12 protein-coding genes are annotated in these 14,183 nt (G+C 42.4%); 4 read left to right on the top strand and 8 right to left on the bottom strand.

Translation table 11 applies throughout. The annotated features are described in order from the left end of the window. Positions 1–59: 59 nt before the first annotated feature. Positions 60–209 carry a putative hemolysin gene (locus EGO56_RS22575; RefSeq protein ID WP_238349055.1) on the bottom strand — a complete coding sequence of 50 codons (150 nt, stop codon included), beginning with the start codon at positions 207–209 and terminating at the stop codon, positions 60–62. 569 nt (positions 210–778) lie between these two features. On the opposite strand from EGO56_RS22575, the gene EGO56_RS21795 reads away from it, so the two are divergent. Further along, on the top strand, positions 779–1,096 hold the full coding sequence (locus EGO56_RS21795) for a NirD/YgiW/YdeI family stress tolerance protein (RefSeq protein WP_135911102.1): 318 nt from the start codon (positions 779–781) through the stop codon (positions 1,094–1,096). A 59-nt stretch (positions 1,097–1,155) separates the two neighbouring features. Here EGO56_RS21795 and EGO56_RS21790 read toward each other — a convergent pair whose 3' ends face one another. The 7 genes from EGO56_RS21790 to EGO56_RS21760 form a co-directional block, all read right to left on the bottom strand. Further along, positions 1,156–1,887: a fimbrial biogenesis chaperone gene (locus tag EGO56_RS21790; protein WP_135911101.1), complete on the bottom strand. Its 732-nt coding sequence runs from the start codon at positions 1,885–1,887 to the stop codon at positions 1,156–1,158. 2 nt (positions 1,888–1,889) lie between these two features. Then, on the bottom strand, positions 1,890–3,221 hold the full coding sequence (locus tag EGO56_RS21785; RefSeq protein WP_135911100.1) for a fimbrial protein: 1,332 nt from the start codon (positions 3,219–3,221) through the stop codon (positions 1,890–1,892). After that, positions 3,218–5,755: a fimbria/pilus outer membrane usher protein gene (locus EGO56_RS21780; protein WP_135911099.1), complete on the bottom strand. Its 2,538-nt coding sequence runs from the start codon at positions 5,753–5,755 to the stop codon at positions 3,218–3,220. The genes EGO56_RS21785 and EGO56_RS21780 overlap by 4 nt, the downstream gene beginning before the upstream one ends. A 14-nt stretch (positions 5,756–5,769) precedes the next feature. Next, positions 5,770–6,498 (bottom strand): fimbrial biogenesis chaperone, encoded by a 729-nt coding sequence (locus tag EGO56_RS21775; RefSeq protein WP_135911098.1) that lies wholly within the window; start codon positions 6,496–6,498, stop codon positions 5,770–5,772. Between the two features lie 57 nt (positions 6,499–6,555). Beyond that, positions 6,556–7,083: a fimbrial protein gene (locus EGO56_RS21770; RefSeq protein ID WP_135911097.1), complete on the bottom strand. Its 528-nt coding sequence runs from the start codon at positions 7,081–7,083 to the stop codon at positions 6,556–6,558. A gap of 927 nt (positions 7,084–8,010) precedes the next feature. Next, a complete protein-coding gene (locus tag EGO56_RS21765; RefSeq protein ID WP_135911096.1) occupies positions 8,011–8,640 on the bottom strand; it encodes a helix-turn-helix transcriptional regulator in 630 nt (209 codons plus the stop codon). Positions 8,641–8,677: 37 nt separating this feature from the next. After that, positions 8,678–9,268, bottom strand: coding sequence for a helix-turn-helix domain-containing protein (locus EGO56_RS21760; protein ID WP_135911095.1), 591 nt, complete (start codon positions 9,266–9,268; stop codon positions 8,678–8,680). A gap of 1,608 nt (positions 9,269–10,876) precedes the next feature. On the opposite strand from EGO56_RS21760, the gene EGO56_RS21755 reads away from it, so the two are divergent. The 3 genes from EGO56_RS21755 to EGO56_RS21745 are packed head-to-tail and all read left to right on the top strand — an operon-like array spanning position 10,877 to position 14,172. Further along, positions 10,877–11,533: a response regulator gene (locus tag EGO56_RS21755; protein WP_135911094.1), complete on the top strand. Its 657-nt coding sequence runs from the start codon at positions 10,877–10,879 to the stop codon at positions 11,531–11,533. Beyond that, positions 11,508–12,887, top strand: a complete 1,380-nt coding sequence (locus EGO56_RS21750; protein ID WP_238349054.1) for a TolC family outer membrane protein — start codon at positions 11,508–11,510, stop codon at positions 12,885–12,887. The genes EGO56_RS21755 and EGO56_RS21750 overlap by 26 nt, the downstream gene beginning before the upstream one ends. Before the next feature lie 25 nt (positions 12,888–12,912). Continuing rightward, positions 12,913–14,172, top strand: coding sequence for an HlyD family secretion protein (locus EGO56_RS21745; RefSeq protein ID WP_135911093.1), 1,260 nt, complete (start codon positions 12,913–12,915; stop codon positions 14,170–14,172). The last annotated feature ends 11 nt before the right edge of the window (positions 14,173–14,183 follow it).

Raw genomic sequence — 14,183 nt, 5'->3', positions numbered from 1 at the left:
ATCCCGGCGTTTAGTACAGATGCATATTTTTACTTACCCGATATCAGCTAACCGGCGGGTTACTGTGGATGATCCCGATGATACAGAGCCCATTGCTCAATTTTCTCTCCAGAGGGCAACAGACAATAGGTCACTGCGCCAGAGGATGATTTCTCATTTAACTCCTGTCCTCCACGCTGAAGACACCAGACACTCGCCGGGTTGCGCATCGCGAGGCGTTGGGAATCCTCAGCATGGTGTGTACAAGCGGTAAGACTCAGCACGACCAGCATCAATGAAATCCCATTTAACCTGTTTACTAACATCATAAATTGTTCTCCTGACCATTTTGGATAAATTACGTCAATTGAATGGTAATGAATTGAGTGATCTCATGCCCTTCATACTTATTCTATAGGACCTTTTTCAGTCTATAGTAACAAACAGGCTATTTTGTAAGCGCGATTGTTAATGATATATCTCAATAATATTAGCGTAACCATTATAGGATGCCGTGGCTAAACTCGCTCTCAACAAACGAATCCTGACCCCTTAAGTAACGCACTACGGACAGCCATAATTAAGAGATGAGATATAAATCCTGCTGCAAAATCTTTAACCTTTCATTATCAAATCACACCTGGTATTAACAACGATAATAAACGGTTTTTAGAAATTTTAAATCAGTAAAGATCTGGTGTATAAATGAGAGGTTAGCCCGTAAATAATCTCAGAGGATCGTTGACAGGTTATCGTGAATATCTTTCAGGGTAAAAAGCCCAATCACAGGGAGAAGTCGATGAAAAAATCATTATGGATGCTGGTAGTACTGCTTTATGCAGGTTCAGCTTACGCTCGTCAAAATGTCACTGTCGCCGAAGCAAAAAGAATGCATGACAATAATAATGTATCTCTGACGGGAACGATCAGCGGACGAGCAGATGACGATCATTACTGGTTACGGGATTCAACTGGCAGAATTCGTGTTGACATTGATGATGATGGAGACGATGACGATGATTATTTGATTGGCAAGAAATTACGCATTACCGGTGATGTTGATCGCGATGATGGCCAGACTGAGATCAATGTCAATCATGTCTATATTCTTAACTGACTATTATATAATGCAAAGCCAGCTAAAGCGCTGGCTTACAAACTCATTCGTCTTCAGAATTATTTAAAACTAATGGGAAACTCTCCCGTATAAATCGAACCATCGTCTTTAAAAATATTAAGCCTAGCCCTGTTATTATCTATTTTCATTTTTTTTGTCGATCTCACGAGACTGAAATCTGAACTGCTATGAGGTTCAATCATCATATCAAGTCCGCTTACGGCTTCAAAAAACCCATCCTTGTCATTGACAAAAATGCTATTAAAAAAGATGTAGTGCCCGGAATTGTTAATACAGTTAAGAGAAGTGCTAATTCCTGATACCCTGCATGAAACATTTTTCATCGCTGTGGGTAATGTATCTTTAAGGGCTATGGGTCTGTAGACAATTTTGAGCTGTGTCTTCATCGACATCACGATCTTTTTCTTGTCTGAAGGAACCGACGGTGTAGCGGGCGTCTCGTATATATTTATCCAGTACAATGTCTCCCTGTCCGCAGGAAGTGCGTGACCATTGTAAATAATTTTTACTGACTTAATTTCGCTCTCAGACAGCCGGAAGATAGGGGGAATAATAACATAAGGGGCGTCTTTATCCTGAGTGAGATTTTCCGGATCACCTTTATCTATCCAGGTCTGGACAAGCACTGGATATTTATTGGTGTTGACTAAAATTAATGAACGATCTGTATTATTCTGATTAAAGATCACACGGGTAGCATTGGCCAGTATGCCGGCATCAGAATAGAAACTGATTAACGATAATATCAGGCATAGCGATTTTTTAATCATGCTTACTGCACCCTCACCCAGACATAGGCTTTCGCATCAACTTTACCCGCGGTCACTGTCTGACCCGCAATTTTTGAAAGCGTCGCAGTCAACGGAACGGTATACATACCGAATCCAGTGGCGACACTTCCCGCAGACACGGAACCATCCAGTACAGAATACCAGCCTGCATCATTACCGGCCGCGCAACCCGATGTGGTGCAGTTGTTCCATCCCAAAAAGTTCATGCTGCTTCCTGTCGTTGTGTTAGCCAGCGAGATACCCACGCCGGTGGCAATATTCGTATCCGTGCCATAGCCATCGGAGAGAAGATAGCTCACGCCACCGCTGGAGTTAACCAGACCTAATGTCTGTGCAGTGACATAACTGTCATAAGGCACCTGCAGCCCCAGCGCTGTGCCACCTGAAGAAACGCCAGATACCGCAGCATTGTCGCACTCAACAGTGATAGTAAACTGACTCTGGACAGAGCTGCCATTTTCTAAAGCCTGCGTACTGATGGTCGGAAACATTACGAGTGGGGTGACATTACGCGCTACACACGTGGCAGTATGCGACAGCGTGGAAACTGGCGCGGTTCCCATACCCATAGCAATCCATCGTCCGGTTCCCCAGGTTGAGTAATTGGTAGCAGAATCCGAGCCTATAGGATCGGTTTCAATACCCGGACCTTTAAAAGTCACATAACCGTTTGGCTGTATACAGGTATAACTCGCAGTACCTGTCGACGAAGCCATGCCCGTTAGTGGATTACTGGCGCTGTAGCCACAGTAGTTACTGGATCCTTGTCCAGGAAGCATACTAATTCGAATCAGACTGGCGCGAATGGCACTAAAGTCTTTTACGCGGATTTGAATTTTGCTACCTGAGGTTGCGTAGCTCGTAATGGGATATTGTTGCCAGAAGCGCGTAAATTCATTCCCGGAATTAATATGGGTAAGCTTGATACCTACATAAGGAAAGTAAGTGGCAAAATAGTTTTGATAACCATCTGTGCTGCCAAGATCAAAATAGCCACCGACCCTGTCATCACCGTTAGTGGCGAAAACCTCGTAGATACTGCCTGCATCAGCCAGATCGCATTCATAAAGAACCAGATCCTCACTGCTGTATCGTGAAGCAGAGGAAACTCTGAATACGGAGGTCGCAAGTGGCGTTCCAACAGGCTGCAAGTATGTGCTGGTTATATTGACATTACCCAGACCTATACCGACACCACAACTGTCACAACCCGCATCAGTATAATTAATGCGGGTACAGGTTGCATGAGCGGGTGCCAGAAGCACTGACATCACAAAACTCACTGAGAGAACCAGCCTGATTAAAAAATTCATTTGCAGTTTCCTTTTAGCCGGATCAGAGCATCATTCTGATTAACTTCAGGTATTTTATAAAAAAGATGACAGGCGTTTTGAGCCCCCCATTTGATGGTCAGCGTATCACTTGTACTGTCATTACGTACCCAGGCCTGATTGCCCTGCCCCAGCATACCCACAATTTCCTCCCGGGAATTATAGATATTTGCACCCATAGGGATCGACTGGTTTGCAACAATATCAATAAGCATTGGGAAGCCTTTTGTTACGCTGAATTTCACTCTCAACATTGCGCCGGCATAAGCTGCGACGCGTCTGCTGCTATTTTTTATCTCCGCATTGCTATCCATGTTGGATGAATCCAGCGCGATGGTGCTGTATTTGTAAGGTGTTAAGGCCGGGGTTAACGCATAACCAAAGCGATCGACAACAGCATTCTGTGTTCCTACAACTTTTGCTCCTTTTGCGCCCTTCGCCTCAATGAGTGCAAAGGTATCACCGACATAAGGCCCTAACGTTAATCCACCACGATGAAGGACAGCAGCGCCCTGAATACCGGCAGAACCCTGGGTATAATTTTTGGACTGAGAGACAGAACCCTGCATCGCACCATAAGCCGTATTAGTCTGGGCTGTAGCACCAAAGGTGTTCAGGCTGTCAGAACTGCGTGCATAGGTGATGCCGTAGTTAACAAGCTGGTCTGTGCCTGCAACGCCTGATAGGGTTGACTGAAGCGTACTCCCCTGACCATTCTGATGATTGATCGTAGTACTCAGGGTATTTCTTCTGTCCATACTGAATGGAATACTCACGCTCAGAGTGCTTAATACCTGACGCTGAGAGGTGTAGTATTCCTCCACATAGTTGTTATATCCACTATTGGTATAACTTCTGTTGCTGTAGCGTGTTTTAGAAACCGAAGCATTGACAGAAATACCATTTTCAAATTGTTTGCTGTATCCAATCTGATATTGAGTGTCACGTTTTCGGCCATCCCTGTATTGCTGAGAAGACCCTGAGATCCAGACATTGCCCCACTCTTTCAAAGACTGATTAAGCGACAATTCAAGCCTTGAAGATTGATTCAGCGTTGAAGATACCCAGCCATCATTATTATCTTTATGCGCTTTTCTGATGTTTAAAACATCCGTCAGATCCCGGTAACCACTGGTAGAATACCGGTAGCCAGCTATCGACACCGTTGTATCGGTAGGAGTGAATCGCTTACTGTAGGATAAATTAAACATCCATCCTAAATAATCTTTATCCGGAAGTGATGCATGTGAAAATGTAGAGCCTATCCCTATAGCACCCAGCTGGCTGGAATAAACGCCACCCACACGACCGGCCTGATAGCCGTCTGCCATTCGGTTGGCTAGGTTAACAGTGATGTTGTTGCTGACACCATATTGCAGATTTAACTCACTGAAAGGATCATCGTCACCAACATACCTTGAACGGCCAAGCGTCGCAGAATATTTGATTCGTCCAGGTCTCACAGATTCAGGAACAGCAGAGAAAGGCACTGTATAAATATTTTTGCTACCATCAGCCTCTGTTACCGTAACTTCCAGATCTCCGGAGTAAACAGTTGGAAAGAGATCGTTAATGACAAAACTGCCAGGCGCTACAGTTGTTTCATAAATGACAGCCGAACCCTGACGAACCGTCACTTTGGCATTACTGCGGGCAATGCCACGAACAACAGGTGCATAACCTCGCTGAGAGTCAGGTAACATCCTTTCATCTGAGCTCAGAGATACGCCTCTGTAGCCCATACCTGAAAAAAAGGATCCACTGGTATAGCTATCACCAATAAGCAAGGTACTTCTGAAAGGAACAATGGCTCGCTGGATATAGGCGCGGTTACTGTGCCAGCGAGTACTGCCTGGGTTACTTGCAACAAAAGAGCCTTGCTGTCTGAATTGCCATAACCCTAAATTGACGGCATTACTCAGGCCAAGCCAGGTAGAGCTGTAATCACCACTGCTGCTGTTTTTGTAATGTGAATAATATTGGTTGAGATTATAGTTAGACACCAGCATCGTCTCACCTGAAACCAGCTCTTCAGGAGGAACATAACCTCTGGGTTGTTTGACCAGATCTTCATCAGGCACACTGAGCTTGATAGTCATCATGCTCAAATCGATATTAACATCCGCATGAGGAACCAGCGCATTTAATGCCTGACAGCCTTCCGCAACAGGGACCTTTTTATCATTCTGAAGTGATTTTATAGGAATCCTGTTAAGCTGTTCCTGTGTGAAACAGATCTGTTCATTTTCTTTAACAATAACATTGCCATGGAAAATCTGAACACCATTGAGTTCTACATCAACGTTATAATTTCCGGGCCGGACTTTATTTGAGCTTAAGTAATTGGCAATGTCATCAACAGGCAGTCCACTTCCTTTCAGAAGGCCTTCATCAAATTCGTATTCATTTTTTTTTGGATCTTTATCAGCCAATGACACATCTGCATTCTCCGCCAAAGCCCTGTAAGGAGAGATAATGATCACTAACAAAATCAATAACTTAAATTGAGGTGACATATTGCCTGCTTTAGCTATTTTTTATTTATAACTTTTGAATTAACTACACCGTAATCATTGACATAATTAAGCTTAAGACTTAATGCTGCTGAGTCCTTTAAGCATGTCGTTCGGACCTTTTGTTCACTAAACGGCGCAACCATAGGTATCTTGCTGATAGCGTAACGACTGGTTCCGGCAGTCATTTCACCCGATGTTGAGTTGAGATAATAAGGAGAATCATTTTTAATAAAAATTTCACAATTTTTATTTTCATATCTGTAATTGATATAATCAAACATCTTCTCCGGAGATATACTCAGATTACCCGGTCTCAGTAAAATCTTCATCGTATTGGTAACTGCAAGCACTATTTTATTTTCATTTTTGTTACTGCTGCTGACGCCCGGAATCTGAGTAAAATGAAGATAAAATAACTCTTCTCTATCTGACTGCGTTTTACCACCGGTATACAGCATATTCACCAGATGATCTTCTTTGGCATTTATTTTAAAAACGCCAGGAGAGATAACAAACGGAGCCTCTTTTTTGTTGTTAAAAACAGCGTCACTTTCTTTTGACGTCCATACCTGTGTGATATAGGGAAACGGATCAGTATTAGTAAACTTGAGAGATTTTACATCCTGTTTCGGATTAAAAATGACGCGCGTACCCTGCATTACAACACTTGAATAAGCGTTTAAAGACAAACAGCACACACATAAAAAAATTATTTTGTTTATTTTAGCATTGATAAACATCATTAAACCTCATTGAGAGAAGGGCATAAAAATGCCCTTCTTAGTTTCACTAATTAAATATTACTGATAGCTGATTGCGTACTGAGCAGAGGCAAGAACGGTACCAGCAGTAACAGATGCTGCTTCTGCAAAATAGCGCGCGGTCAGTTCCTGAGATGCTGTTGTGCTGTCAGCAGCCTTGGTAAAGGCTGAAGTATTTACACTTTGACCACTAACAAATTTCAGTGGTGTTGATGCATCAGAGTCCAGCAGCTGAATGGAAACATTACCCGCTGTTCCGGTATTTCCCAGATTGCCGTTAGAGGTAATGTCATTACCTACAAACACGGTTTTGATTGATGCTGCATCTGCTGCACAGTCAGTAACGTTGACAGTAAATGTTGTTTCTCCGGCAGTACTGCTTGCAGTGGCTAATTTACTTGCCGCGACAGTAGGAAGAAGAACAACCGGGCCAGCGCTGCTTCCATTTATGTTAACTGAACAAGTCTGAGTGCTGACTTCGCCCTGAAAGTGCACAGTATTGTCTGACGCTGCGTTTGCATAAACTGAAAAAAGTGCCATGGCAGTGACAAGCGCTTTAAGTTTCATTTGAATCTCCTGATGAATATTTTTTTAGTTGAGCGTTTTACTACGTTATCTATTTTCCATATCAGATAAGTTATTAGCCACTGATTTATTTATTATAAACCCAGAGATAATAATTTAATTATATCAATGACTTATAAAAAATTAAAATAAATAAAATTGTCTATCTATATGTATTTTAAGGGTATTTTATAAATAAGCATTAATAGCGAAAAAAAGTATCATTTAATAATGATTGTTTATTTTGCATGTTAATTCAGCGTATCTCCCAAAATAAACAACCTCTCGCAAATATTTTATTTAAAATTTTTTAACATTAACGAATTAAACATTCAAAAATTGCGGGCAAACACAAATAAAATTGTGTTTTCAAACATGAATCAACGTAAAGAAGTCAACCCCTATAGTCAATAATCAGTAAACGAACTATAAATTCCGTCAGGAAATGAAATAAATCCGTTAAGATTATACTCATTCTGACCTCCTTACAGCCTACCGATACGTACTCATCAGCCATCCTGGACCCTAAACTGGCTACTTTTATTTTAAAAGAGTGATTATAGGAACGGCTAAAATTTCATTTATATATACTTCAGGCATGCACAATGAGAGCAGTGCACTACATATCTTCGCCGTGGCCCCACCAGCAGATAAAGAGTATCTGAAGCACATTGCTTTGATAGACCACATGCATCTATACATGAGGCCTATCCCAGCGACTGTGTAACTGGAGAGATACCATTATTTAGCCTATTCACTAATTAATCGTGTTTTAGCTAAAATTCATGTCTGCATCTCATTTCGTTATCTGATTCTTCGTTATCCCACCGTTACTTAGGGGCAAACAAAGTGGGTTAAAATGGCTAAAATAAAAAACCGGAAATTTGTAAATTATGCTGAAATCAGACAACCCGATTAAGCATCGGTGACTCAGCCTTCATTGATGACGCCGTTGTAGAGCTCGAGCAGAGAGAGATCATTAATAAAAGCGTTGAATTCTTTATCACCTTTTAGTACAAACTTTTTCATTATGTTATATTTATGTGCATAAATAGTTTTACTGGATAAATTGAGCCTTTTTGCAGCCTGACCTACGCCATAGCCTTTCTTTAAAAAGCTAAGCACCTGAAGCTGTACAACAGTAATGTGTGCGAAGTTGCAGTTCAGACAATCTGAGGGTAAGTATCCTCTTTCCCTTCCCTCCGTAGTGAGTAAAACCTCTGTAATCCTTTCAGATATGACGCGCACAGAGTCTTTACGTGAAAACACAATCAGGGATTGATAGCAAACGGGCAACTGACTGGTGATAATTTCATCTCTGTTGTCAACAAAGACGATTATCGCGCTACCCGGCTTCCGGTTACGATATGCCGGATGACACATATATAATCGCCATTGAGAAAAATTGATCAGGATAAGATCGGCCTTTGGTAAGCTATCGTTTATCGATCCTGTTAAAAATCTCACATTAACATCAGATAACAGAGCGCCCTCAATCATCTTTGAGATGCCCAGTTTGAAGTAATAGTTTCCATCAGTACAAAATACGTTTAAATCCATTTTTTCCCTTGGGCATCTCAAAAGTTCAAATTACAGACTATGTAAATTTGCCGTTAACCAGCGTAAGCTCACCCTTTTCTTTTAGTTCTTTAAGTACTCTACAGATGGAACTTTTTGAAAGGTGCGAGCTGTTTTCAATAAGATAAAGTGCAGAAAATCTTTTCTTCAGATGTGATGGCAGTTTTTCCCATCGATTAATCAAAGAAATGACTTCATCGTGAGAGTTACTTTTTGGCAACTGGATATAGTTCATTAAATCAGAATACTTGCCTGACAAAATCGACATAGCATCATTAAACAAATCTTTTTCAAAGATCAGTCGCCATAACACGTCATACTCGATAAAACTGACTTTGCCATAATCGATTCTTTCCAGGTAAACTGGCGGTTCATCCAGTGCCGGTGCTATGCCTACAACGTATGGCGCACACAAGATGTTGAGAACCTTATTCTCACCTTTAAGTTTAAGTAAAAAGTCGCCTTCGAGGATAAACATTACGCGACGTACATTATCTTTTGTTAAATGATAGCGACGCTTACCCCTGGAAATTTCATCTGGATTAGCAATTTGTGCATAACCTGCTAATGCGTCGATAATCCTTTCATGATTTTTAGACACTCTATACATATTGATTAACTCAATGTAACTAACACAACGGTTAGTAATTAGTAGCAAAATTTGTAAAATCAGTTTGTTATGGTCTTTATTTTCCCCTGGTGTACTGCCGTTCTTTTAGCTCGCCTCCTGTTCAGAGCGTAAGGAACCCTCCAATGTAATTGGGTATAATAAAACGCTTCATATAAAACTCAACACCATAAACAGGTAAAAAGGGAGAATAAAACACCAATAAGTTTTATAACAAACAGATATCACGCCAGTAAAAGACTATTTAGTCAGTAGATTAGTTCAGAAACTTAAGCGTTATTGACAGTGTTATAACTTTTTCTATGAAAAAAAATCCCTCATTCTTATTTGGTTTTGCATGTTGTGTTTTAAGTTTTGAAAATTATCACTCAATAACAAAAAATGCAAAAAAAATTAATATTGTCAAAAATGAAATTCATTTTGGAGGCCATGTTATCAATTCGGCCATAAGCTATTTTGACAAGCATCTCCTCTTGAAAACAATTAAAACACGCCATTGCCAATTAGGATATTTAAATTACAAATGGAGATTTATTTAGATTTTTATTTTGCTAAAAAAGTAATTTACAGCACAAAACTTCAATATATTGATTGGCCATTTTATTTTCCTGGTCTGACTATTCATCTGAAAAAGAGTCTGGGCATGCTCACGTTAACAACAGAATTCAGTAATCATTGATTCACCACCGCAACAGTTAAATATTTCTCTTCTTTTTAGGGGACTTTTACATTGAGCATGTTTTTTAAAAAAACTTCGTTTTTTGTGAGTCGCAGAGAGGGTACGGCAGGGTTTGTGGTCTGGTTTACCAGAAGGCATCCACAATTAACTCATAAGAGGTAGGTTTACACCAGTTGCAATAACGTCTGTTATCTCAGACAAAAGCGCATGCCCGTTCGAGCTGCGCCCAGTGATAACGCATTTTTTGTTACTTATATTGTGCAAAATTAATAATAAACCCCAACATGAAACAGTCATTTGAGAATGTGTTTTCAAAAAAAATCAAAACTTAAAGCCTATAAACTCTGGTCTGGATTGAATTTTTACTGTAAGTTTTTTTTGCTTCGAAAGCATCGCATCTCTGAATAACCACAGAGCTGTGTGATTCTGTCTGGATTAAGTATAATTACTTTACGTACTCTGCGACTAACATTGCTACAGGCTCATCCAGAAACCTGATGCAACTCATGAGCCAAAAATAAAAAAGTAAAGGCTTCAATATCGATAACAAAATTATTTTTTCACTGATTCAACCTTCCGGGAAAGGGCGCGGTCACTTTTTAGCTTAATACTCCCGGGTTACATTAAGCATCGGGAAATTAACTTTACTAAGATAAAGTCTTAACAGTCAAAGCCAATTAAATGTGAAGTTACTATGTTAGATCATTTTCACACCGCACGGTTAGCGCCACTTTTCGCTTTAATTTTGATTATCATTTACGGGATTTACATAGCCTCACTTAAACAGGATTAGGAAAACACTTTAGCAGCAGGTTAATTACTTATTGCCGCACCAGTAAATCTAAAAGATTAAAGGATTTTTTTAGGATGTTGTTCACTACATTCTACTGATATAAGGAATTATCAACTCTATGTCACAGAGCAGGAAGCGACTTCGTGTAGGTTTATCTGATGAAAGTCCGTTCATTATTTATACTTTGCAGTCAATCCTTTCAGCCGAGTTTAATCATCTGGAGATTTATACCTACCCACCTGACACAAAGAACCTTTTACTTCGTCTGAGAGAAGATACTCCCGATATATTGATCACAGATTCCTTCTTTAGTTTTGACCGCAATGACTTAAATGGCGTCAGTAAACTTGAGGAGATTCATAAGCAGTCTTCTGACCTGAAGATTCTGGTTTTTACTGCTTCGCGAAGTCTGAACTTCCTGAAAAGAGTCTTGCAGGTTCCAGTCAGTGCGGTCGTGAGTAAGCGTGATGACATTCAGGATCTTGTTAAAGCCGTTCACTGGATATCTTCCTTTCACTCCAGTGTTTATTACTCTGAAACGATGAAAGACCTGGCACATTTAGCTTCAAATCAACCCACGCAAAATCTTTTATCCCCATCAGAAATGGAAGTTATCCGTTTGTTTGCAATGGGCCATAGCCTGATGGAGATAGCAAAAGTCCGGAGCAGAAGCATAAGCACGGTTGCAACACAAAAATACAATGCCATGCGCAAACTCCATCTCAGCACCAACACAGAACTGATCAAATATGTTTTCGCGCACGAACTTATCTAGTCTCCCGTCTGGCTTGCCCACGAAGAATCACATGAAAATGAAAACCGCTGTAACGTCACTGCTGATACTGATTTGCTGGCCTTTGTCCACATTCGCCACCAACCTGCAACAGGCGGCGCTGTCCGCGCTGAATTATGACACCGCTTTGCAAGCCGGCAGGATGACCAGTGAAGCGGATAAACAGAAATACTGGCAAGGGATGGCAGAACTGTTGCCGTCTCTGACTCTGGAGGGTAACTGGGATCGACAGGAGCAGCCCGATAAAAAGTATCAAAGCGGGGTGACCAACCACAGCTACGATCTGAGTGTCCGGCAGCCGTTATTTGATATCAGTAAATATGCGGGCTGGCGCAAAGGCGTCGCGATTGCCAACACAGCAGAGGCAGAAGCCCGTCTGGCTGAAGAGAAACTTTTAATTGCTGTCAGTGAAGCCTACTTTACGGTGCTTTATCAGCAGGAAGTTTTACAGGCATCAAAATCAGCCAGCCATAACTTCCAACAGCAACAGCAGAAACTTCAAAGCGGACTGGCTAATGGTCAGAATACGCGTACTGAACTCGATGAAGCTAAAGCCAACTATACGCTTGCTCAGGCGAAAGAGATTGAATCGGGAAATCAGTTATTACTGGCTGAAGAAAATTTTCGCCGCTTATCAGGCATCAGCCCGGATACGGTTGAGCCCGTAAACTTTCAGTGTCTTAAAAAAACACCTTATACCTCACTTGTCGATGCGATTAATGCAAGCCAGCAGCGAAACACCCGGGTAAAAATCGCCATGTTGCAGAACGATCAGGCGGATGCCGATGTGCTGGCAGCGCAGGGAGCGCATATGCCCGTCGTATCGCTCTATGCCAGGTATGGAAAAAACTGGAGTCGTAACGATGACGATGACAACGTTCTGTATGACGCCATTTTCGGAACGACATCGAAAAGTAACAACCTCCAGTATGGCGTTAACGTTTCCATTCCCCTTTTTGCTGGCGGCAGTCAGATGTCGCAATCTGTTGAGGCCGCCTATCGCCACCGGGCCGCAAAATTTTCAATTACCGAAGCACAGCGTAAAGCAGCAACCGATACGCGATCTGCCTGGCTCAGCCTGACCAGTGGCAAAGCCTTGATCCAGGCACAGAAGAATGCCGTCGACTCAGCACATGAGAAAGTGGTGTCAGTGCAGTATGGCCGGGACATGGGTTTTCGCACGGTTAACGATGAACTGGACGCCCAGCAGAAGTATTACAGCGCGCTGAAAGACCAGGCAGAAGTCCGGTTGAATTATCTCAATGCCCTGATCAATCTGGCGCAAAGTACCGGATCGCTCTCACCCGATATGCTGAATTTTTTTCAGTGTCATTAACGCCTCAATCATGAAGAAATCATAAATGGAACAGTCGCTTTTCCGCCAGGAGGCACTTGATGCAGCCAACCGGGGCAACCTGGGCATTGTGGCGCTCTACTGCCCTCCCTATCGCTGGCTGGTTATTTCTGTAGTGTTTTTTATTACTGCCGCCACAGCCCTCTTTTTCATATTTGGCAGTTACACCAAATATGAGTCCTCAACCGGTGAACTTGTGCCTGAAAATGGCATGTTAATCGTGCCTCCTGCTGTGAGCGCAACCGTCATTGATATCCCGGTTAAAGAGGGACAGCTGGTCAAAAAAGATGATGTGCTCATGGTCCTGTCATCGGAAGTTTCAACTCAAATGGGACAGACACGTCAGGTCATCGCCGAAAATCTGGCGGGTCAGCGTGAGCGCCTTCAGCAGGATCTTGCAACTCTGGCTAAGTTACACGACGTCGAACTCAAAGGGTTAACCGACACCATTGCCAGCCTGAAACTGCAGCAGGAGCAACTGAAGTTACAGCTGACACATCGCCGCAAACAGGTGGCGTTAGCAAAACTGCAGCTGGATAAACTGAATGCCATGCAACAGGCGGGATACGCCTCAAACCGTCAACTGGAAGAGCAGGAGTCTGCTCTGCTCGACAGCCAGGCGCGCTATCAGGAGTATCAGCGTCAGCTGCTGGACACATCGCAAAAGATTGTGCAGGCGGAGCAGCAACTTCATGAAATGCCGCTGGATGAAGAGAAGAAGCGCAACGATATCGAACGCCAGCTGGCAGAAAACCGTCAGTCGATGGCTGAAAATGAAGCGCGTCGATCTTTCGAGCTGCACGCGCCTAAAAGCGGTTATGTCGGCATGATCATGGTTAAAAATGGTCAGATGCTTACTGCCGGTCAGTCAGCGGTATCCATTCTTCCCAGTAATTCGAATCTGGTTGCCCGCATCATGGTGAACACGAAATCCATAGGCTTTATTCAGCCGGGCCAGCGAGTTGTCCTGCGCTACAAAGCGTTCCCCTATCAAAAATTTGGTCAGCAGTATGGCAGGGTGATCGAGGTGTCCCGCACAGCCCTTTCTCCTCAGGAGGTCACCACGCTGACCGGCATCAGTAATATTCAGGAACAGCAGTATCGCGTACTGGTTTCGCTGGATAACCAGACGATTACTGCCTATGCGCGGAATGAAAAACTGAAACCGGGTATGGCGCTGGAGGCCGACTTTATTGTTGACCAGCGTCGTCTCTATGAATGGGTACTGGAGCCGATTTTTGCGCTGGGACACAAAATTTCCATTTGATTCATAAGGTC

The organism is Pantoea vagans (genome assembly GCF_004792415.1).
GTDB classification, from domain to species: Bacteria; Pseudomonadota; Gammaproteobacteria; order Enterobacterales; family Enterobacteriaceae; genus Pantoea; species Pantoea vagans.
The sequence above is the reverse complement of the archived record's forward strand: the minus strand, read 5'-3'. Positions and strand labels throughout refer to the sequence as shown.

Excerpts from the sequence above, each read along its gene's own strand:
- EGO56_RS22575 (WP_238349055.1), bottom strand. The coding sequence starts at position 209 with ATGCGCAACCCGGCGAGTGTCTGGTGTCTTCAGCGTGGAGGACAGGAG.
- EGO56_RS21795 (WP_135911102.1), top strand. The coding sequence starts at position 779 with ATGAAAAAATCATTATGGATGCTGGTAGTACTGCTTTATGCAGGTTCA.
- EGO56_RS21790 (WP_135911101.1), bottom strand. The coding sequence starts at position 1,887 with ATGATTAAAAAATCGCTATGCCTGATATTATCGTTAATCAGTTTCTAT.
- EGO56_RS21785 (WP_135911100.1), bottom strand. The coding sequence starts at position 3,221 with ATGAATTTTTTAATCAGGCTGGTTCTCTCAGTGAGTTTTGTGATGTCA.
- EGO56_RS21780 (WP_135911099.1), bottom strand. The coding sequence starts at position 5,755 with ATGTCACCTCAATTTAAGTTATTGATTTTGTTAGTGATCATTATCTCT.
- EGO56_RS21775 (WP_135911098.1), bottom strand. The coding sequence starts at position 6,498 with ATGATGTTTATCAATGCTAAAATAAACAAAATAATTTTTTTATGTGTG.
- EGO56_RS21770 (WP_135911097.1), bottom strand. The coding sequence starts at position 7,083 with ATGAAACTTAAAGCGCTTGTCACTGCCATGGCACTTTTTTCAGTTTAT.
- EGO56_RS21765 (WP_135911096.1), bottom strand. The coding sequence starts at position 8,640 with ATGGATTTAAACGTATTTTGTACTGATGGAAACTATTACTTCAAACTG.
- EGO56_RS21760 (WP_135911095.1), bottom strand. The coding sequence starts at position 9,268 with ATGTATAGAGTGTCTAAAAATCATGAAAGGATTATCGACGCATTAGCA.
- EGO56_RS21755 (WP_135911094.1), top strand. The coding sequence starts at position 10,877 with ATGTCACAGAGCAGGAAGCGACTTCGTGTAGGTTTATCTGATGAAAGT.
- EGO56_RS21750 (WP_238349054.1), top strand. The coding sequence starts at position 11,508 with ATGTTTTCGCGCACGAACTTATCTAGTCTCCCGTCTGGCTTGCCCACG.
- EGO56_RS21745 (WP_135911093.1), top strand. The coding sequence starts at position 12,913 with ATGGAACAGTCGCTTTTCCGCCAGGAGGCACTTGATGCAGCCAACCGG.